Origin of the sequence: Burkholderia sp. Ed8 (genome assembly GCF_040761425.1) — a bacterium.
Taxonomy (GTDB): Bacteria; Pseudomonadota; Gammaproteobacteria; order Burkholderiales; family Burkholderiaceae; genus Burkholderia; species Burkholderia seminalis.
This window is the reverse complement of record NZ_CP142889.1, coordinates 820,724-841,315: the sequence shown is the minus strand read 5'-3', so window position 1 is coordinate 841,315 and position 20,592 is coordinate 820,724. Positions and strand designations below refer to the sequence as shown.

The window sequence follows — 20,592 nt, the reverse complement described above, 5'->3', positions numbered from 1 at the left end:
GTCCGATAATCCACAATCAACACTCGACAAGGAGATCCGGCCATGAAGCAGTCTCGCGTGGTTTCGGTGGCAGCAGCAGTAGCGGCGTCGTGCGGTTTGTTGTTGACCGCCGTGCCGGCGGCATACGCGCAGGATCCGGCGTCCGCGCCGACGCAGAAGCAGCTCGACAAGGCGCAGAAGAAGGCGGCGCGCAAGGCGGCCCGTGCGCGGCACGCGTCGGACCTGAAGGCGATCGGCACCGGCAGCGGTTACCGGCTGACCAACGACCAGAGCAACTATCCGCAGAACGCCGTGCAGAAGGCGCCCGCGACGAAGGCGGCGCCGGCCGCGCCGGCTTCGGGCCAGTAACGCCCGCCAGCCCTGCACAGGACGAACGGCGCCGGTCGAACCGGCGCCGTTCGTTCGTGCGCGCAACGGCAGCGGCGCGAGGCCGCCGCGTTACGACGCGAGCTTGCTGGCGATTTCCGCGACGTGCTTGCCCTGGTAGCGCGCGATGTCGAGTTCGTTCGCGCTCGGCTGGCGGCTGCCGTCCGCGCCCGCGAGCGTCGTCGCGCCATACGGCGTGCCGCCGGTGATTTCGTTCATGTTGACGAGCCCGCTGCACGCATACGGCACGCCCACGATCACCATCCCGTGGTGCAGCAGCGTCGTGTGGAACGACGTGATCGTCGTTTCCTGGCCGCCGTGCTGCGTGCCGGTCGATGCGAACACGCTGCCGATCTTGCCGACGAGCGCGCCCTTCATCCACAGGCCGCCCGTCTGGTCGAGGAACGTGCGCATCTGGCCGGCCATGTTGCCGAAGCGGGTCGGCGTGCCGAAGATGATGGCGTCGTAGTCGGCGAGTTCGTCCACCGTGGCGACCGGCGCGGCCTGGTCGACCCTCACGCCGATCGCGCGGGCCTGGTCGACGGGGATCGTTTCCGGCACGCGCTTGAGCGTGACCTCGACGCCGGGCACCGATTTCGCGCCCTCGGCGATGTGCTGCGCCATCGTTTCGACGTGCCCGTAGGACGAGTAGTAAAGAACCAGAACCTTGGCCATGTTGCGAATCTCCGATTAAAAAGGCCCCGCATTCAGCGGGGCCCGGTTTCCCGAACGGGCGTCATGCCCACTCGGCCGTCACTTCGACCGGACGCAGGTCGAACACCAGCACTTCGGCATCCTGGCCGTCGGCGATCGTCAGCGCCTGTTCGCCGCGGATGCGCGCGCCGTCGCCTTCGCCGAGCGTCACGCCGTTGACCGTCACGCTGCCGCGCGCCACGTGCACGTAAGCAAAGCGGCTCGGGTCAAGTTCCAGCGTCGTGCGCTCATCGCCGTCGAACAGGCCCGCGTAAATCCGTGTGTCCTGCCGGATCTTCAGCGAACCGGCGTCGCCGTTCGGCGACACGACGAGGGCGAGCTTGCCGCGCTTGTCGTCGGCCGCGACATTCGTCTGCTGATAACGCGGCTCGGCACCCTTTTCGGCCGGCCCGACCCAGATCTGCAGGAAGTGGACCGGCGCGTCCGGCGAGTGGTTGAACTCGCTGTGGCGCACGCCCGTGCCTGCGCTCATCAACTGCACGTCGCCCGGCACGATCACCGAACCGGTGCCCATCGAGTCCTTGTGTTCCAGCGCGCCGTCGAGCACGTACGACAGGATTTCCATGTCGCGGTGCGGGTGCGTGCCGAAGCCGCGGCCCGGCGCGACGCGGTCGTCGTTGATCACGAGCAGGTCGGAGAAGCCGACTTGCTTCGGATCGTAGTAATTCGCGAACGAAAACGTATGACGGGAGCTGAGCCAGCCATGCTCCGCACGGCCACGTTGGTTTGCTGCACGGATTTCGATCATGATTTTTTCCTTGAAGTCGCCGGACCTCGGAAGTGGGCCCGGCCGTTCGTTGAGATGAATCTTAGGTCAATCGATTTGACAAATAAATGGCTGTAGAGATAATGACTGTCGCTATGGAGTGGACAATATGGAACTCAACGACCTGAGGATCTTCGTCGCGACCGTCGATGCGGGCAGCTTCACGGCGGCGGCCGACCAGCTGATGCTGTCCAAGCAGTTCGTCAGCCGGCGCACGATGGCGCTGGAGGCGTCGCTCGGCGTGCGGCTCCTGCACCGCAATACGCGCAATCTCGCGGTGACCGAATCGGGGCAGGAGTTTTATGCGCGCGCGCAGCGCATCCTGGCGGAGATCGCCGACGCCGAGCAGGCGATGTCGGTGCGCAGCACCGAGCTGCACGGCTCGCTGAAGATCAGCGCGCCGCTGTCGTTCGGGATCACCCACGTGTCGCCGTTGATCGCCGAATTCCTGTCCGCGCACCCGGCCGTGCGGCTGAACCTCGACCTGACCGACCGGCGCGTCGACCTGATCGGCGAAGGGTTCGACCTCGTGCTGCGGATCGGCTCGCTCGAGGATTCGACGCTGATCGCTCGCCCGCTGGGCGCGTGGCGGATGATCGCGTGCGCGAGCCCCGCGTACCTGAAGCGGCAGGGCACGCCGCAGACACCGGCCGATCTCGCCGGTCACACTTGCCTGCTGTACGGGCGCGAGCGGCGCGTCGGCTGGGAATTCCGCATCGACGGCGCGTCACGCACGTTCGACGTGCAGGGGCCGCTCGTCGCGAACAACGGCGAAGTGGTGCGCGACGCGGCGATCGCGGGGCTCGGCATCGCGCTGCTGCCGCACTTCATCGTCGGCGCGGCGCTCGACAGCGGCGCGCTCGTGCCGGTGCTCGACGCGTACGTGCCGCCGCCGATCACGCTCAATGCGGTGTTCCCGCAGCATCGGGAAGGGTTCGTCACGCTGCGCACGTTCATCGGATTTCTTGCCGAACGGCTCGGCGACGCGCCGCCGCCCGGGAAGCGCGACGCGGGCCGGACGCGATAGCAGGCCACCGTGCGGTGAATAGCGCGCATATTCTCCGCAAAATATGCGGAGAATATTGAGTCATGCGGCGAATCGGTGGGATAATCTCCGCATCATGAGCGGAGATTACACTTTCATCTGGGAATCGGCCGATTGGCCGGCGTGGCGCTTCGACCTTCCGGCACTCGCGACGCCGCTGGCCGACGTCAGCCGCGCGCAAGGCATGCTGGCCGGGCGGCTGGCGGACATCGGCCTCGCGCTGCGCGACGAGGCGAGCCTGACCGCGTTGACGGAGGACGTCGTCAAGACCAGCGCGATCGAGGGCGAAACCCTGAACGTCGCATCGGTCCGCTCGTCGATCGCGCGCCGGCTCGGGGTCGACATCGGCGCGCTGGCGCCGGTCGACCGCCACGTCGAGGGCGTCGTCGACATGGTGCTGGACGCGACGATCCATGCGGCGGCGCCGGTGACCGAGGCGCGCCTGTTCGGGTGGCATGCGGCGCTGTTCCCGACCGGCTATTCGGGATTGTCGCGAATCACGGTCGGCGGATGGCGCACGGATGCGAGCGGGCCGATGCAGGTGGTGTCCGGCCCGATCGGCCGGCAGCGCGTGCATTTCGAGGCGCCGCCGGCCGCGCGCCTGACGCACGAGATCGCGCGCTTTCTCGCGTGGCTCAATGCCGAACCGGCCGAGCCGTTGCTGATCCAGGCCGGCCTGGCCCATCTGTGGTTCGTCACGCTCCACCCGTTCGACGACGGCAACGGCCGTATCGCGCGTGCGCTCGGCGATCTGGTCCTGGCGCGCGCCGACCGGAGTCCGCAGCGTTTCTACAGCCTGTCGGCGCAGATCCAGCGCGAGCGCAATGCGTACTACGACGTGCTGGAGCGCACGCAGCGCGGTTCGCTCAACGTCACGGAATGGCTCGCGTGGTTCCTGGATACCCTCGGCAGGGCGATCGATCACGCACACACGACGCTCGACGCGGTGCTGGTGAAGGCGCGCTTCTGGCAGCGCTGTGCGGGCTTCGCGATGAACGCGCGCCAGGCCAAGGTGATGAATCGCCTGCTCGACGGTTTCGAGGGGAAGCTGACGACGACCAAGTGGGCGGCCCTCGCGAAGTGCTCGCAGGACACCGCGCTGCGCGACATCGCGGAACTCGTCGAGCGCGGCGTGCTGCGCCGTTCGTCGTCCGGCGGCCGGAGCACGAGTTACGAGCTGGCGCCGTTCGACGGCTGATACCCGTTCGCGCGCTCGACGGCACGGCATCTACGCGAAAAGGCCGACTTGTGGCGTGTGGTTTCTCGGCTCATCCCGCGGGCCAATCCGATCGGCTATTTCGTCGGACCGAGGATCCGGGAGGCCGGCAAGCGCCACAACGCGATCACGCTACCCGACCTGTTCAAGGGCCACTGCAGCCGCCGCGCGTTCGAACAGGTCGTTGCGTGCGCATCGATCCTGTTCCTGATTGCCGGCGTTCGCAAGCGTCACCGTCGCCGCGCCGGACGTGCTCGACAAGGTCCGGCTGCGCGCGTGGCTGAAGGCGTTGCCGTGCACGATCCAGCGCGCAAAAGGCATCGTGCGCGTGGCCGATGCGCAGGGGGCAGTCGCCTCGCGAAGCGGCGGGCGCGATGGTGTTCATCGGGATCTTCGATCATGCGACGCAAGCCGTATTGCGCGACGGCATCGTGCAACGCAGCGTGGCTGCCGGAACGGTTGCAACGACATCGAACGTCGATTGATCGGCGTCGCGCATCCGGGTTACGCTTCGGCGGGCGGCGGCGTGTGCCGCATGCCGGGCCGGGCGTTTTTACCTCGAATGTCGCGTGCAGGTAGCTTCTACGGGCGCGCGACCCAGCGACGATCAAGCCGATGACTATCCAGAACCGATCGAATCCGCGCGAACACGCCGCGATTTCCGCATCCAGCGTGCGACGCATGCCTCTGCCATTCGTCGCGGCGGCCGCGCTGCTGACGCTGCTGCCGATTGCCGCGCAGGCGGCCGGCTTCGACTGCGCGAAGGCCGCCTCGCCGGCCGAGAAGACGATCTGTGCGGATACCGCCCTGTCGAAGCTGGACGGCGACTTGTCGGCCGCGTGGAAGCGGGCGCTCGCAAAAGGCGGCGATACGGCCGCGCTGAAGGCCGCGCAATTGAAGTGGCTGAAGCAGCGCGACCAGTGCGGCAGCGATGCACCCTGCCTCGGCGACCGCTACCGCGAACGGCTTGCGAGCCTGAACGGCACGCCGCTCGCCGCCGACCGCTGGCAGCAGACGTGGTACCTGACGAGCGACAACCCGTCGTTCGGTGGTGTGCTGACGTTCACCGGCACGGCGCCGCGCCTGCATTTCGAACTGAGCGGCAACAACGGCGCGAATGACGGCGGCCTCGACGGCGACATCGTGCTGCACGGCGATAGCGGCACCTATCGCCGGGACGCATGCCGGCTCGATTTCGACCGCAAGGGCGGGCGCATCCGCGTCACGCAGCAGGGCGCGGATTTCGATTGCGGTGCCGGCGCGGGTGTCGTCTACGCGGGCGACTACGTGACGGCGTCGCAGTTCCAGGCCAAACCGCCGGCCGACCTGCTGACCCTCAAGGTCGTGACCGACGCGACGCAGAATGCGGCCGCGCACAAACTGCTTGGCGGCGATTATCAGACGCTCGTCGACATGGTCAACTACAGCGCCGACGAGAAGGATCTCGACGGGCTCGATGCGCGCGTGAAATCCTACTGGGTGCGCGGCATCGCGACGACCAACGCGGCGATCGTGATGCGCCGCGGCGCCGATTTGTGGATCGGGCTGCTCGTGTTCGATGCGAAGAACACCGTCCGGATGCGCTACTACACGAACGTGCCGGCGTGGAAGAAAACCGTGCCGAAGACGATCAAGGCCTGGCACGACAATCTCGACAAGGCGCCGCCGATCGACGTGATGTCGTGAGCGGGCGCCGCCGCGCGGCACGTCTTCACTTCCGGCGCGCCGCGCGCACGGGCGCCGGCGGCGCGACCGATTCCCGCGTGCGCAACTCGGGCAGCACGGCCCGGCCGGGCCCCGTGGCGCCGTTCTCGAGCGCGTCGAGCAGTGCATGCGCGGCCTGGCGCCCGATTGCGTCGGTATCGACCCACATCGTCGTCAGCGGCGGCTGGATCTCGCGCGCGAGCGCGATGTCGTCGAACCCGGTGATCGACAGTTGCGCGGGCACGTCGATGCCGAGCGCCTGCGCCTCGAGCAGTGCACCGAGCGCGAGTGCGTCGTTGCCGCAGATCACGGCGGTCGGCCGCGTCGCCGCGTCGCTGCCGGCGATCGCGCGCAGGCTCGCGCGCCCGAACGCGATCGTGGCCGCGCCTTCATGCTGATGCACGGGGCGCACGGCGAGCCCGTGCGCGGCCAGCGTGTCGTGAATGCCGCGCAGGCGCGCCTGTACGCGGTCGTTGTCCGCCGACGGCTGCATGATGATCGCGAAATCGCGGTGACCGAGGTCGAGCAGGTGGGTGGTGAGCCGCGCGAACGCCGCGCGGTTGTCGAAGCCGATGCAGCAGTGCGGACTGTCGTCGCGATACGCGTAGGTGACCACGTAGGGCACGCGATGCATCGCGAGGAGTTCGAACAGTTCCGGCGGATACGCTTCGCCGACCAGCGACACGGCTTCCACGCCGCGCGACAGCATCGCGCGCACCTGCGCCAGCGCCTGCGCGGGATCGTAGTTCGAGCAGCCGAGGAACAGCGTGATGCCGTGTTCGGCCATGACCGCCTGCATGCCCGCGACCTGCGACGCGAACACCTGGTCGTCGAGCGTCGGAATGATCGCGCCGGTGATGTGGGTACGCGTGGACGCGAGCGCGCGGCCGGCCGCATTCGGAATCCAGTTCAGCGTGCGCGCCGCGTCGCGCACGCGCTGCTGCACGTCGGCCGACACCTTGCCGGGATCGTTGTACACGCGCGAGACGGTCGCGGTCGACACGCCGGCCAGCTTCGCGACGTCGCCGAGCACCGAGCGGCCGCTGCCGCGGCGCGTGCGCGACGCGCCGCCGCGGGACGGGGGCGTGCTCATCGGCCGTCTCCCGGCGGGCGGGGCCTGCCTGCGGCATGCGTTGCCAGTCGCGTCATTGTTTACCCTCGATTCATGGTGGTCCCGCTTGCATCCTCATCCGATCCTGTGAGAATGTAAGCGCTATCTTATTGCTGCTTCGTATTATGTCAGACATGGATTTCACCCGCATCGCGAAATTTTCAGAGACGACGGCCCGTTCGGCCATTATGTCGATCTCAAATGTAAGCGGTTACATTCGAGCATGAACGACATCGCCTCGTCGCGTATCGCTGTCGTCGGCAGCGTCAACATCGACCTCGTCACACGCACGCCGCGCCTGCCGGTGCCGGGCGAAACGTTGCTCGGCACGGCATTCCAGACCGTTCACGGCGGCAAGGGGGCGAACCAGGCGGTCGCGGCCGCGCGCCTGGGCGCATCGGTCGTGATGATCGGCTGCGTCGGCGACGACGCGTTCGGCGCGCGCCTGCATGGCGCGCTCGCGGCGGAGCGCATCGACGTGACGCACCTGCATCGGATCGGCGGGGCGGCGACCGGTGTGGCGACGATCACCGTCGACGACGGCGGTGCGAACAGCATCGTCGTCGTGCCCGGTGCGAATGCGTGTCTCGATGCCGGCCGGATCGACGCGGCGCGCGACGCGATCGCGGAGGCGGCACTCCTCGTGTGTCAGCTCGAAGTGCCGGTTGCCGCCGTCGCGTGCGCGATTGCCTGTGCCACTGAGCACCACACACCGGTGCTGCTCAATCCGGCGCCCGCGCAGCCGCTGTCCGACGCGTTGCTGGCACGGGTCGACTATCTCGTCGTCAACGAAACCGAGGCCGAGTCGCTGACCGGCATCGCCGTCGGCGACGACGCGTCGGCCGTGCGCGCCGCCGATGCGTTGTGCGCGAAGGGCGTCGGCAACGTGCTGGTCACGCTCGGCGCGCGCGGCGTCTGCTGGCGCGGCAGCGCGGGGAACGGCCGGCATCGGGCGATGACGGTGGTGGCCGTCGATACGACCGCGGCCGGCGACACGTTCGTCGGCGGGTTCGCGGCCGCCCGCGCCGGCGGCGCATCGATGGACGATGCGATCGGCTTCGGCCAGCGCGCGGCGGCCATCAGCGTCACGCGCCACGGCGCGCAAACCTCGATCCCGACGCGTGACGAAGTCATGCGCGGGGATACCTGAATTCCGCATACGACGGAACGGCCATCACCGGCCGACACCAGTGACATGGAGACAACCGACATGAACGAAAACCAACCTGTTCCGCCCGCACCGCCACGCATCCGGCGCGGACAACGCATCGCGCTCGCGCTGTTGATGGCGAGCGGGATCGTCAACTACCTCGATCGCGGCACGCTGGCCGTCGCGAGTTCGGCGATCCGCGGCGATCTCGGCCTGTCGCTCGCGCAGATGGGGCTGTTGCTGTCCGCGTTCTCGTGGAGCTATGCGCTGTGCCAGTTTCCGGTGGGCGGCCTCGTCGACCGGATCGGCCCGCGCCGGCTGCTCGGCATCGGGCTGATCGTCTGGTCGTTCGCGCAGGCGGCGGGCGGCATCGTGTCGACCTTCGGCTGGTTCATCGTCGCGCGCATCGTGCTCGGTATCGGCGAGGCGCCGCAGTTTCCGTCGGCCGCGCGCGTGGTGAGCAACTGGTTTCCGCTGCGTGCGCGCGGCACGCCGACCGGCATTTTCAACGCCGCGTCGCCGCTCGGCACCGCGCTGGCGCCGTTGCTGCTGTCGATTCTCGTGGCATCGTTCAACTGGCGCTGGGCGTTCATCGTGACCGGTGCGCTCGGTCTCGTCGTCGCGGTCGTCTGGTTCGCGCTGTATCGCGATCCGGTGCGTGCGCAACTGTCCGCCGCCGAGCGCAGCTATCTCGATGCCGACGCGCAAAACGTGGCCGCGGCGCCGAAACTGACCTTCGCCGATTGGCGCAGCCTGTTCTCGCACGGCACGACCTGGGGGATGCTGATCGGCTTCTTCGGATCCGTGTACCTGAACTGGGTCTACCTGACCTGGCTGCCGGGCTACCTGACGATGGAGCGGCACATGAGCCTGATCCGCACCGGCTTCGCCGCGTCGGTGCCGTTTCTGTGCGGGTTCGTCGGTTCGCTGGTCGCCGGCTGGCTGTCGGACCTGGTCACGCGCCGCAGCCGTTCGCCGGTCGTGAGCCGACGCAACGCGGTGGTGGTCGCGATGCTCGGGATGGTCGCGTTCACGATCCCGGCCGCGCTCGTGCAGAGCAACACGGTTGCGCTCGCATGCATATCGGTCGTGATCTTTCTCGCGAACGCGGCGTCGGCCAGCTCGTGGGCGCTCGCGACGGCGGCCGCGCCGCCGAGCCGCATCGCGTCGCTCGGCGCGATCCAGAATTTCGGCGGTTTCATCGGCGGCGCGCTTGCGCCGATCCTGACGGGCATCATTGCGCAGAAGTGGTCGTTCGTGCCGGCGCTGCTGACGGCCGCGGCGATTGCGTTCGCCGGTGCGATGGCGTACCTGCTGCTGGTGCGCAAGCCGATTCCCGAGCAGGCCGCGAACGCCGCGCCCGGACCGTTGCCGGCGTGAGCCCGCGGTCTGCCCCCCGCATTCACTGAAGCAAGGAGAAACAGATGCAACACCCGCAGCAATCGAACGTGACCATCGAGGGGATCGTGCCGGTGATGCTGACGCCGTTCGACGACGCCGGCGCGATCGACTACGCCGGGCTCGAACGGCTCATCGAATGGTATCTGGCACACGGCTCGGATGCGTTGTTCGCGGTCGCGCAATCGAGCGAGATGCAGTTCCTGAGCCTGGCCGAACGCGCGGAACTCGCGCGTTTCGTGGTCGATCGGGTGGCCGGCCGGGTGCCCGTCGTCGCGTCCGGGCACATCAGCGACGATCTCGATGCGCAGGTCGCCGAATTGTGCGCGGCGGCCGAATCGGGCGCGCAGGGCGTCGTGCTCGTGACCAACCGCCTCGATCCGCAGCGCAAGGGCAGCGCCGCGTTGCTCGATCATCTGCACCGGCTGCTCGCGCGACTGCCGTCGGATCTTCCGCTCGGCCTGTATGAATGTCCGGCCCCTTACCGGCGGCTCCTCTCGGATGACGAACTGCGCGCGTGCATCGACACGGGCCGGTTCGTGATGCTCAAGGACGTGAGCTGCGATCTCGAGACGGTGAAGCGGCGTGTCGGGATCGCCGCGGGATCGCCGCTGAAGATCCTGAACGCCAACGCCGCGATTGCGTGGGACGCGATGAAGGCCGGGTCCGCCGGCTTCAATGGCGTGTTCACCAATTTCCACCCGGACCTCTACCGGTGGTTGCGCACGCAAGGCGACACGAATCCGGCGCTGGCCGACGAACTGTCGACGTTCCTGGTCGTGTCGGCGGTGTCGGAGGCGCTCGGCTACCCGGCACTCGCGAAGCTCTACCATCAGCGGATCGGCACGTTCGGGTCGATCAAGTGCCGTGCGATCGACTACGACGTGCGCGAGCGATTCTGGGCGCTCGACGCGGTGCTCGACAAGATCGTCGCGGGAACCGAGCATTTCCGCCGGCGGATCGCGGCGTAGGCGCCCGGGGTGGCGGGTCGGGCGATGCATTCGGGCCGCATGTGCGGCCCGGCGTCACCGCTTGCCGTGCCGTTTTGCACGCACCTTGATGCTTAGCAAGCCCTTGTTTGACTCAATTGTCCACTAAATCGAGACAGCGAATCATATTTCGACGGATTGATGATTTGCGGCGAGACAGTAGACTGCACCCGTGCTTCGCCAGAACCGGTTCGCAGCGCGCCGCGAACGGCGCGACCGGACGGATTCTTCGGCAACCGGCCACGGTATCGGCCGGCGATCCGGTCGGGCGAGGCGTGGTCCGTTGCCGGTCACGCGCGCCGCTTCGGCGTGCATCGGCGGCGGCCGCATCAAACCGTCAATTCAAGGGTGATTGTTATGCGTTACGTTTCGCTGGAATCGAGGAAGGACGAGCTGCTGCTGGCGGCTCGCGTGTTGATGATGATCCTGTTCGTGCTGTTCGGCTGGCAGAAGCTGACCGGCTTCTCGGGCACGGTCGCGTACATGGCGTCGACGGGGAACCCGGCGCCCGAACTGGCGGCCGCGATCGCGGTGGCGGTCGAACTGGCCGGCGGCGTGCTGATCGCGATCGGCTTCTACACGCGTCCGCTCGCGCTGGTGTTCGCCGCCTATACGCTCGCGACCGCGCTGATCGGCCATCGCTACTGGGCGCTGCAGGGGATGGAGCAGTACATGGCGATGATCAACTTCTACAAGAACGTGAGCATCATCGGCGGGTTGCTGTTGCTCGCGCTGACCGGGCCGGGGCGGTACTCGGTGGACCGGAAGTAACGCAGGGCGAAGTTTTGCCCGGTCTCATGGGCCCGGTGCACCGAGGTGCGCCGGGCCTTGTTTGTTGCGGACTTTTGCGGCCCCCGTTCGCGGCCGCAGGCATTGCACGGAACCGCGGGCCGGCAGCGCAGGCATCCGAATTTTCGAGAATGGCATCCGGGTACTCGTTGTAACCTCATGCTTCCAAACCTCGAAGCCATCCGTTCCCGATGCCAAGCACGACGTCACCGACCGAACTCCCCACCATCCTCCTCATCGGCGCCTCCGGCCTGCTCGGCCGAGCCGTCGCCGCCTCCCTCGCCCGCGAACCGTCGCTGAACCTGATCGCGACCCGCCGTAACCCGCACACCGCTGGCGCAAGACTGCTCGCGCTGCCGCCGGAAAACCTCGCGCTGCTCGACGTCCTCGACCAGCCGGCCCTCGAGCAGGCGTTCGCGACCCACCGGCCGGCCGCCGTCATCCTCTGCGCGGCCGAACGCCGGCCCGATATCTGCGAACGCGACCCGGCCGCCGCCCGCGCGATCAACGTCGACGCGCCGGCCCGCGTCGGCGCGCTGGCTGCCCGATACGGCGCGTGGACGCTCGGCATTTCCACGGACTACGTGTTCGACGGCAAGGCCGCCCCGTATCGTGAAGACGCGGCGCCAAACCCGCTGAACATCTACGGCCGCACCAAGCTCGAAGGCGAGGCGGCGCTGCTCGCCGCGTCGTCGCTGTCCTGCGTGCTGCGCCTGCCATTGCTCTATGGTCCGATCGCCGACTGGAGCGAATCGGCGGTCACGAGCCTCGTCCCGGCGACCGCGGCATCGGCGCGCACGGGCGCACACGCGGTCGGCATGGACGCGTGGGCGATCCGCTACCCGACCTACACGCCGGACGTGGCGGACGTGATCCGCGACCTCACGCTGCGTCACCTGTCGGGCCGGACCGTCACGGGCATCCGTCACTGGTCCGGCGACGAGCCGATGACGAAATACGAGATCGCGCAACGGATCGCCGCCGCGCTCGGCGTCGCCGCGTCGCTCACGCCGATCGAGCAGCCGACCGACGCGACGCCGCGCCCATACGATTGCCATCTGGACGCGTCGAGCCTGCGCGCGCTCGGCATCGACCACGCGACGCCGTTCGACGTGGCCTTGCGCACGGTCCTGCGCGGCGCGCCGCCGATTCCGTAAGGCCGTCGACGATGTGCTGCGGCGGGCCGTGCCACCGGCGCGGAAAGCCCGGGACGAAGCGGGTTTTCGTTCGACGGGGCGCGTGATCCGCACCCACCGGCAGAGGGCGGCATGCGCTGTCGTGCCGTCATCGAAAGGCGATACACTGCGCGGGTTCCCGACCCAGTCGGGAGCGTCGGGGCACCGGGCAAACCGGCAGCGATGGCGCGGATCGCGCCACATTCCCTGACTCATTCGAACAAATCGAGAGAGAAAGAGAGGGCCCATGCTGACACGTCTTCGTAACGGACTCGACCGCGCGCGCGACTTGCGCGGATCCGGACCCGCTTCAACCCTTGCGCACCGGCCGACGGCGTGCGAACTGGTCGACCTGAGCGCGAAACGCGCGATCTGGCGCGTTCCCGTGCCCGGTCAGGCCGACTGCTATCTGGCGGCCGAGCCGGCCGGGGTGGAGCGTTTCGTCGTCCATCTCGACGCCGACGCGTTCTATCGCCGCTGGCTCGAAACGAGCCCCGCATTCCCGAAACAGGATTCGCAGGACTGCGTACCGCGCCGGGCCATGCCGCTCGACGGCAAGTTCGCAATGGCCGCCGCCGGGTTCAGGGGCGGCCGAGAGGCGCCGGTGGCGCTGCCGCCGGTCGGCTACTGGCCTGCGGGAAGCGGGTACGAAGTCGCGATGAGCGACGGCATGACGCGGACCTTCTGGCTGCTCGCCAATCACGTGCGGTCGTTTCCGGTGAGCGTGGCCGACGCGACCTGGGCGACGATGCTGAACGGCATGGCCGGTATCGGCGTGGCGCCGATCGCATACAGCGCGCTGTTCGCGCGGGGCGTGTAAGCGCGGCAACGGGGTGAGGCACGCGGGCCGGCGACGTGCTCGGCCCGCCGCCTATCGCGCGTCGTCCCCCTGATTTGACACCCGGCGCGTGCGCCCATTACAGTCGCGACGCGGGCCGGTGGGTCAAGCACACACCCGGAACAGGCAGTCGACGTTCCAGGACCACGGGGCTACCCCGTGGATCGGATCGACACACCGATGCGTCGCAAGGGGCCCGGTTGCGCGCGGCGCAACGCCTCCCCTCGCAGCACCAGCCACGTTGACTCATCGTCCCGCCCATTCCCGGCCATGCATTCATCCCTGCGCGACACGACCCGCACGATTGCCGAGGCGATGCTCGCCGGTTCGCCCGAACGCGACGGCGTCGTCGCGCGGATGGCGGCCGTGCTCGGCGGCGCGCCGGTCTGGGCAGATGAAGTCGCGGATGCATCGCTCGCGCGCTTCGGCGCGCATTGGGCCGACACCGCCATCGATGCACTTGCGGCCGTCGTGGCCGAGGCGCCCGGATTCGTGCGCGCGTGGTATGGCGACCCTCGGCCGGCCGTGATCCGCGTCGTGCGGCGGCCGCCGGTCCAGCGGCCGTTGCCGGCGCCGCTCGCCGGCTGCGAAGTGCCGCCATGGGCGACGCCCGGCGATCTCGCCGACTGGCTCGGCGTGAGCGTGCCGGCGCTCGACTGGCTGTCCGATCACTGGCGCGTCGACGCGCGCAGCGGCGCCACGCCGCTGCATCACTACACGTACGTCGCGGTCGACAAGCGCAGCGGCGGGTGCCGGTTGGTCGAGATCCCGAAGGGAAGGCTGCGCGAGGCACAGCGCCGCATCCTGCACGGGTTGCTCGATCGCATTGCGCCGCACGGCGCGGTGCACGGTTTTCGCAAGGGGCACGGGATCGTGTCGTTCGCGGCGCCGCATGCCGGCCGCGATGTCGTCGTCCGCTTCGATCTCGCGGATTTCTTCGTCTCGGTACGCGCCGCACGCGTCCATGCGCTGTTCGCCACGCTCGGGTATCCGGTCGAAGTCGCGCGCACGCTCACCGGGTTGTGCACGAATCGCGTGCCCTCCGCGCGGCTGCTCGCGCCGGACCTGCGCGACCGGTTCGACTGGATCGGCCGCCAGCGCTATCGCGAACGGCATCTCCCGCAGGGCGCGCCGACGTCGCCGGCGCTCGCGAACCTGAGCGCGTTCCGGTTCGACATGCGGCTCGCCGCGCTCGCGCGTTCGCTCGACGCGACCTACACGCGCTATGCGGACGATCTCGCGTTCTCGGGCGGCGGCGCGCTTGCGCGCGACATCGAGCGGCTGCAAATCAGGGTTGCCGCGATCGCGCTCGAGGAGGGCTTCGCGCTGCAACTGCGCAAGACGCGCGTGATGCGGCGCGGGGCGCGACAGCAACTGGCCGGCGTGGTCGTCAATCGTCATCCGAATCTGGCGCGCGACGAGTTCGATCGGCTGAAGGCCATCCTGACCAACTGCATCCGGCACGGCCCGGCCTCGCAGAATCGGGACGCGCATCCGGATTTCCGCGCGCATCTCGCCGGGCGCGTCGCGCATGCCGCCGCGCTGAATGCGGCACGCGGCGCGAAGCTGCGCGCGCTGTTCGACCGGATCGCCTGGGATGCGCACGACGCCGGGCGGTAAGCCGCTCGCTGCGCATCGATTCCGTTACGCGACTTCTGCAATACGATGTCGCGCACTGCTATCATTCGCGCCATGCCGCACCCGTGCCAGGGGCGGCGCCTGACTTGCCGCAGCCGTTCGCCGTGCCTGTTCGTGCGCGACGCCGGCCCGGTCCTGCCTGTCAATGACGCGCGACGTCGTTTAGTGCGCATCGCGCAAAGCATGCCGGCTCGGGCGGACGATTCACATATTTGACAGCACCGATCGGCGGAACTTCGTGATAGGTTCGACCATCGGAGTTTTTTGCAAAAACATGCCCAAAGAGGATGAATACATGACCCAGGCCCTGCAGGAACTCGAAGCACAACTTCGGGACCTGAACATCAAGCTGTCGGATGCGAAGCAGAAGGAGAAGCAGGCCGCGCTCGCGGCATTCAAGGAGCAAGTCGAGCTGTTGGGCATTTCGCAGCAGGAAGTGTTGAGCGCGCTCGGCTACATCGTCCAGCGAAAACGCAAGGCGCCTGCCAAGTACTACGATCCGACGACCGGCCGCTCGTGGTCGGGGCGCGGCCCGCGGCCGAAATGGCTCGAAGGCAAGGATCTCGAATCGCTCGCCGTCGACCGCGAGGCCAAGGCCTGGTGGCCCGGCGACGACCAGGGCTGAAGCCGGTCGCGCCGCCCGGTGGCGCGGCGCCGTCCGGCTCGGGCCGGCAGGCCCGCCGGTAACCCCCGTCTGTCAACCTTTTTCATCCGGTGTCCGGCCTGGCCGCGACATCGCCGGCCTCGCCGCCGACACCGGATCGACGTTTCCTCCGTTTTCCCGCCTTGCCTGCCATGTCCCGCTTGCCGTTGCGGCAGCGGCGCCGATGCGCGCCCGCGCCCGTCGTCGGCGCACACAGGCCTTAGAATGTCGCCGGACATTCGTGGCAGGACACCATGGCAGCAAACATGAAATCTTCGACGCTCGACGGCCCGTCGGCCCCGCGCGTGGAGCAGGTCGGGTCGTACGCGTGGAAAGCGCTGGCCGGGTCGGCGATCGGCTATGCGATGGACGGCTTCGACCTGCTGATCCTCGGCTTCATGCTGCCGGCGATCACGGCGGCGCTGCAACTGACGCCCGGGCAGGGCGGCGCGCTCGTCACGTGGACGCTGATCGGCGCGGTCGCGGGCGGCATCCTGTTCGGCGCGCTGAGCGACCGCTACGGGCGCGTGCGCGTGCTGACCTGGACGATCCTGCTGTTCGCGATCTTCACCGGCCTGTGCGCGTTCGCGCGCGGCTTCTGGGATCTGCTGGCCTACCGCACCATCGCGGGCATCGGGCTGGGCGGCGAGTTCGGGATCGGCATGGCGCTCGCGGCGGAAGCGTGGCCGGCGAGCAAGCGCGCCCGCGTGTCGTGCTACGTCGCGCTCGGCTGGCAGGCCGGCGTGCTGCTGGCCGCGCTGCTGACGCCGCTCCTGCTGCTCCACATCGGCTGGCGCGGCATGTTCCTGGTCGGCGTGCTGCCCGCGCTGCTCGCGTGGGCGATGCGCAACAAGCTGCACGAGCCGGCAGCGTTCGTGCAGCGCGCGACGCAGCCGACGTCCAATGCGTTCCGCATGCTCGTCGCCGACGGCCGCACCGCGCGCACGAGTCTCGGCATCGTGATCCTCTGTTCGGTCCAGAACTTCGGCTACTACGGGATCATGATCTGGCTGCCGACCTTCCTGTCGAAGCAGATGGGCTTCTCGCTGACGAAGTCGGGGCTGTGGACGGCGGCGACAGTCGTCGGGATGATGATCGGCGTGTGGGTGTTCGGGCAGCTGGCCGACCGCATCGGGCGCAAGCCGACGTTCCTGCTGTACCAGCTCGGTTCGGTCGTCACGGTCATCGCGTATGCGCGGCTGACGGACCCGACGGCGATGCTGTGGGCCGGCGCGCTGATGGGCCTGTTCGTCAACGGGATGGTCGGCGGCTACGGGACGCTGATGTCGGAAGGTTATCCGACGGCCGCGCGCGCCACCGCGCAGAACGTGCTGTGGAATATCGGCCGCGCGGTCGGCGGCTTCGGCCCGGTCGCGGTCGGCGCGCTCGCCGCGCACTACTCGTTCCAGACGGCCATCGCGCTGCTCGCCGGGCTCTACGTGCTCGACATGGTCGCGACGTTGTTCCTGATTCCTGAGCTCAAGGGCGTCGAACTCGAATGAGCGTGGCGCTCGCGCGCACCGCGACGATTTCACCGGAAACCACGATGCAACAGAAGAACAGGACGATCGGCGTGATGGGCTCGGGCAAGGAGCCGTGGCTGGCGTTTTCGGAGCCGCTCGGCGCATGGCTCGCACAGGCCGGCTTCAATCTGCTGACGGGCGGCGGGCAGGGCGTGATGCTGGCCGTCGCGCGTGCGTTCGCCGGCGTGCCGGGGCGGGCCGGCCGGTCGATCGGCATCCTGCCGACGCAGGCCGATCCGGTCGCGGGCTTCGTGCCGCTCGACGGCTATCCGCATCCATTCGTCGACATCCCGATCCTCACGCCGCTGCCGCGCCGCGAACCCGATGCCGATCCGCATACGATCAACCGCAACCACGTGAACGTGTTGAGCAGCGACCTGATCGTCGCGTTGCCGGGTGGGCCCGGCACGGCGCAGGAAATCTCGCTGGCGCAACACTGGCGCAAGCCGCTCGTCTGCTTCGGGCCGGACGGCGCGTTTCAGGCGCTCGCGGTCGATGCCGTATGCACGTCATCGCTCGACGACGTGATCCGGTTCGTGGAGGCGGCGTTTGCGGTGGAGCACGCGCGGGCGACGAGATAGCTCACGCGAGCGGCTTCGACGGCGGCGGGTTGCGCTTTCGATGCGGGCGTGCCTGCGGCGCACGCGGCCGCAGGCACGGTTCGGTGCCGTCCACGTCCCGTTTTCAACCGCGCCCACAGCCGGTTCCGCAGCCGGCGAATCTCGTGCGGCATCGGCTTGAGCCGCGTCATCCTGCCCGGCACCTCGTCGGCCGGATACACCAACGGATCGCGCGCGACGGCCGGCTTCACGTACTGGCGGGCAGCCTTGTTCGCGGTCGCGTAGAACGCCGCGTTGGGGATGCCCGCGTTGACCTTCGGATCCTGCCGTAAGTTGATCCATTTCAGCGCCGCGTCGAGGTGGATCAGTTCTGCTTGGGCATCAACAACGAGAGATCTGATTGAACGGGTCCGGTCGCGAGAAGGGATCAACAAATCGGCGAGATATGCCATGAACCATTCCGAATCTTTCCAATCCGAGGTGAGCGTTTCAAGATCAGGTCAGTAACGTACTCAGATGATGAGCTGCGGCGGCTAGATGACGAGATGCCCATCCTGGCGGCAATCAAAAGTTTTTTGTCAGGCCTGCCCCCAAGGTGCGGCCGCGACCGACCGAAACCAGTTGCATGCCGTTGAACAGGTTGCCGAAGGTTTCATAGCGTTTGTCGAAAAGATTGCGGCCGAACAGATAGACTTCGAGATCCTTGTTCTTCCATCCAATCCGGGCATTCACCAGGCTATAGGCGTCAAGGTAATAAGATTTGTCGATATCTGCGGTGCGCTTGCCTGTATATTGGTATTGAAGGTCGGCGGAGAGCGTGCCCGGCAAATGAATTGCCTTGGCTGAGGTTTCGTATTGCAGCCCGGCCGTCGCCGTCCAATTCGGTGTGTTCGGAACGGGATTGCCGGTGACCGTATTGACCGCGGCGCCGTTGGCGCCGAGTTCGCTATGGATGTAGCCGACGCCCCCGGAGAAGCTCAAGCCTTCAGCGACGAGCGCGCGCGCCTGCAACTCGAAACCACTGGTCTTGTAGTCCTGGTATGTCGTCCGAAAGGCGCCAAGCGAAGGATCGAGATAGGACATGACACCGTTCTTGATGTCGTTGTGATAGACGCTGGCATCGATCTGAAGACGATGGTCAAGAAGATCGGCCTTGACGCCCGCTTCGTAAGTCCACCCCAAAGCGGCCGGATAGGGGTTGCCCACGATGCCGTCGACCGGATAGCTAAAGAGCGGGTACACCCTTGACGCGTGACCACGAGCCACCGACACGTAGCTTTGAATGTCGTTCGTCCACTTGAAGGACAGGGCTACCCGACCTGTCGGATAGGTTTGCGACGTGGAGTTGGAGCCGGTCAGCGAAGCGAGGCCCAGGGAGTTGTCCTGCTTCATCTCGATATTGTCATGGCTTACCCGACCGCCGATCGAGAACTCCCAGCGGTTCGCAAAGGGGATCGAAACGTCCCCGAACAGTCCTAGATTGGTCGTGTCGAGATTGCTTTTCATCGCGACTGAGCCGGAATACGGAGGCGGCGCGCACTGCGTACTGCTGCACCAGCGTATGCCGTTGGTTCGCATGGCACTGGCACCGACGACCCAGCGAACCGGGGCACCCTCGATTGAATTCAGCCGAATCTCCTGGCTGAAGATGTTCTCCTGATCCGTCGAGTGGCCCACGTTACTGGATGCGGGAAACCCGATCGCGTCATAGACAAGTTTGTCCACGAGATCGAGTTCGCTTTCCAGCTTGTTGTGCTGGTAGGAACTGATGGAAGTGAGCTGGAAATTCTTGAAAAAATGCTCGACGGTCACGGTGGCGCCCGCTTGCGTTGTCTTCAAGTCCGGCTCGGTCAGGATGCCACTGGTCGGAAACTGACTGGCGCTACGCAGGATATAGAGCGGGGAGTTGGCCTGATCATGCAGATAGTTGCCCGTCACTGTGATGAGCGTGTCGTCCAGCCCCGTGAAGCGTAGTCCTCCACGGAATGCACCGATGTCGCGCTTGCCCAGCTTGTCGGTGTAAAGGCTGCGTATATCGCCATTCTCATGGCCGTAACGGATCGCCATCCGTCCGTCAAGTTGCCCGGGCACGATATTGCCGCCAAGAACTGCCTCGCCCATGCGATAGCCGTGTTCGCCGACCTCGGTTGTCACGTGAACATCCCGAGTTCCGTCAGGCTGCTTCGTGACAACGTTGATGGCGCCACCCAGCGCATTGGTTCCCCATAGCGTGCCTTGGGGACCGCGCAGCACTTCGATATGGTCGACGTCGAGCAACATGTTCGACGCGCTCATCATGCTGTTCGGCACACCATCGACATTGAATGCGATCGTGCCATCGGCGTAGTTGGCAGGCGTCCCAAGTGAACTGACACCGCGAATCGAGAACCACTGGGAGCCTGTGGCGCGGCTGACCCATTGCACATTGGGCGAATGGCCGGCGATAGCCACACCTGGATCGAAGGGCGATTCCTTCAAGGTCTTCGCTTGCAGAACCGTGATGCTTTCAGGCACATCCTGAAGGCGTTCGGTCGTTTTCCGGGCGGTGACCGTGACGGGCTCAAGGACGGTGCTCTCTGCGCTCGATGCCGACGTGCCGCTATCCGGCGACTCAGTGGTTGATTGCGCTTGCTTTCCCTCGGTAGCGAACACGTCCGGAGCAGCGACGGCGACGGCTGCGGCAATCGTTGCGTTGAGCAATGTATGTCGGACGGTACGCAAGCCACACGCCGGGAGCCTTTCGCGCATCGCGTCGATCGAGCCTGAACTTCTGCCAAGGGATTGATGAAAGGGAGAGCGACGTACCGCGCATTGCCCTTCAATATGAGGCGTGCTAGACATTAAACGAGACTCATTTGCATTATCGGGACCGTCAATTTACCGATTCGCCGACACACCTCCGTAGCGAGATTTGGCCAATTCCTTGTTCAATCAGGCCAAGTGGATGTCTTTCCATCGAGATGGCCG

The 20,592-nt window shown here is 67.1% G+C and carries 19 protein-coding genes and 2 pseudogenes; 16 read left to right on the top strand and 5 right to left on the bottom strand.

The annotated features are described in order from the left end of the window. Positions 1-42: 42 nt before the first annotated feature. Positions 43-348 carry a hypothetical protein gene (locus VXM69_RS38010; protein ID WP_034191966.1) on the top strand — a complete coding sequence of 102 codons (306 nt, stop codon included), beginning with the start codon at positions 43-45 and terminating at the stop codon, positions 346-348. Between the two features lie 90 nt (positions 349-438). Here the strand turns inward: VXM69_RS38010 and wrbA are convergent, their stop codons facing one another. Both wrbA and VXM69_RS38000 read right to left on the bottom strand, forming a co-directional pair. Then, positions 439-1,041 (bottom strand): NAD(P)H:quinone oxidoreductase, encoded by a 603-nt coding sequence (gene wrbA, locus VXM69_RS38005; protein WP_301741834.1) that lies wholly within the window; start codon positions 1,039-1,041, stop codon positions 439-441. A 61-nt stretch (positions 1,042-1,102) separates the two neighbouring features. After that, positions 1,103-1,828: a pirin family protein gene (locus VXM69_RS38000; protein ID WP_069704920.1), complete on the bottom strand. Its 726-nt coding sequence runs from the start codon at positions 1,826-1,828 to the stop codon at positions 1,103-1,105. 127 nt (positions 1,829-1,955) lie between these two features. On the opposite strand from VXM69_RS38000, the gene VXM69_RS37995 reads away from it, so the two are divergent. From VXM69_RS37995 to VXM69_RS37975, 5 genes and pseudogenes are all read left to right on the top strand, one after another. Next, positions 1,956-2,873 (top strand): LysR family transcriptional regulator, encoded by a 918-nt coding sequence (locus VXM69_RS37995; RefSeq protein ID WP_049036689.1) that lies wholly within the window; start codon positions 1,956-1,958, stop codon positions 2,871-2,873. Between the two features lie 91 nt (positions 2,874-2,964). Continuing rightward, positions 2,965-4,089: a Fic family protein gene (locus VXM69_RS37990; protein WP_367190802.1), complete on the top strand. Its 1,125-nt coding sequence runs from the start codon at positions 2,965-2,967 to the stop codon at positions 4,087-4,089. A 25-nt stretch (positions 4,090-4,114) separates the two neighbouring features. Beyond that, positions 4,115-4,320 (top strand): annotated as a pseudogene (locus VXM69_RS37985) (sodium:solute symporter family protein); the annotation flags it as partial. Between the two features lie 37 nt (positions 4,321-4,357). Beyond that, positions 4,358-4,726 (top strand): hypothetical protein, encoded by a 369-nt coding sequence (locus VXM69_RS37980; RefSeq protein ID WP_367190801.1) that lies wholly within the window; start codon positions 4,358-4,360, stop codon positions 4,724-4,726. 62 nt (positions 4,727-4,788) lie between these two features. Beyond that, positions 4,789-5,793, top strand: a complete 1,005-nt coding sequence (locus tag VXM69_RS37975) for a lysozyme inhibitor LprI family protein (protein WP_367190513.1) — start codon at positions 4,789-4,791, stop codon at positions 5,791-5,793. Positions 5,794-5,818: 25 nt separating this feature from the next. Here the strand turns inward: VXM69_RS37975 and VXM69_RS37970 are convergent, their stop codons facing one another. Further along, on the bottom strand, positions 5,819-6,904 hold the full coding sequence (locus tag VXM69_RS37970) for a LacI family DNA-binding transcriptional regulator (RefSeq protein WP_034191961.1): 1,086 nt from the start codon (positions 6,902-6,904) through the stop codon (positions 5,819-5,821). A 241-nt stretch (positions 6,905-7,145) separates the two neighbouring features. On the opposite strand from VXM69_RS37970, the gene rbsK reads away from it, so the two are divergent. From rbsK to VXM69_RS37920, 10 genes are all read left to right on the top strand, one after another. Next, positions 7,146-8,072 (top strand): ribokinase, encoded by a 927-nt coding sequence (rbsK, locus tag VXM69_RS37965; protein ID WP_034191960.1) that lies wholly within the window; start codon positions 7,146-7,148, stop codon positions 8,070-8,072. Positions 8,073-8,132: 60 nt separating this feature from the next. Then, the gene (locus tag VXM69_RS37960) at positions 8,133-9,452 is read left to right on the top strand and encodes an MFS transporter (RefSeq protein ID WP_034192040.1); all 1,320 of its coding nucleotides are present in this window, start codon (positions 8,133-8,135) and stop codon (positions 9,450-9,452) included. 44 nt (positions 9,453-9,496) lie between these two features. Then, positions 9,497-10,441 (top strand): dihydrodipicolinate synthase family protein, encoded by a 945-nt coding sequence (locus VXM69_RS37955; RefSeq protein WP_049036751.1) that lies wholly within the window; start codon positions 9,497-9,499, stop codon positions 10,439-10,441. Positions 10,442-10,816: 375 nt separating this feature from the next. Continuing rightward, positions 10,817-11,230, top strand: coding sequence for a DoxX family protein (locus tag VXM69_RS37950; RefSeq protein ID WP_034191958.1), 414 nt, complete (start codon positions 10,817-10,819; stop codon positions 11,228-11,230). Between the two features lie 209 nt (positions 11,231-11,439). Then, positions 11,440-12,405, top strand: coding sequence for an SDR family oxidoreductase (locus VXM69_RS37945; RefSeq protein ID WP_069245782.1), 966 nt, complete (start codon positions 11,440-11,442; stop codon positions 12,403-12,405). Positions 12,406-12,670: 265 nt separating this feature from the next. Further along, a complete protein-coding gene (locus VXM69_RS37940; RefSeq protein WP_034191956.1) occupies positions 12,671-13,243 on the top strand; it encodes a hypothetical protein in 573 nt (190 codons plus the stop codon). 288 nt (positions 13,244-13,531) lie between these two features. Beyond that, positions 13,532-14,881 (top strand): reverse transcriptase family protein, encoded by a 1,350-nt coding sequence (locus VXM69_RS37935; protein ID WP_049036746.1) that lies wholly within the window; start codon positions 13,532-13,534, stop codon positions 14,879-14,881. A 313-nt stretch (positions 14,882-15,194) separates the two neighbouring features. Further along, complete coding sequence (locus VXM69_RS37930) at positions 15,195-15,524, top strand: H-NS histone family protein (RefSeq protein WP_034191954.1); 330 nt, start codon at positions 15,195-15,197, stop codon at positions 15,522-15,524. 272 nt (positions 15,525-15,796) lie between these two features. After that, positions 15,797-17,044, top strand: a complete 1,248-nt coding sequence (locus VXM69_RS37925; RefSeq protein WP_049036745.1) for an MFS transporter — start codon at positions 15,797-15,799, stop codon at positions 17,042-17,044. After that, the gene (locus VXM69_RS37920; protein ID WP_367190512.1) at positions 17,041-17,646 is read left to right on the top strand and encodes a DNA-binding protein; all 606 of its coding nucleotides are present in this window, start codon (positions 17,041-17,043) and stop codon (positions 17,644-17,646) included. The genes VXM69_RS37925 and VXM69_RS37920 overlap by 4 nt, the downstream gene beginning before the upstream one ends. A gap of 95 nt (positions 17,647-17,741) precedes the next feature. Here the strand turns inward: VXM69_RS37920 and VXM69_RS37915 are convergent. Both VXM69_RS37915 and VXM69_RS37910 read right to left on the bottom strand, forming a co-directional pair. Continuing rightward, a pseudogene (locus VXM69_RS37915) lies at positions 17,742-17,987 on the bottom strand (polyamine ABC transporter substrate-binding protein); the annotation flags it as partial. Between the two features lie 202 nt (positions 17,988-18,189). Next, positions 18,190-20,325 (bottom strand): TonB-dependent receptor, encoded by a 2,136-nt coding sequence (locus VXM69_RS37910; protein ID WP_167361886.1) that lies wholly within the window; start codon positions 20,323-20,325, stop codon positions 18,190-18,192. Positions 20,326-20,592 lie beyond the last annotated feature (267 nt).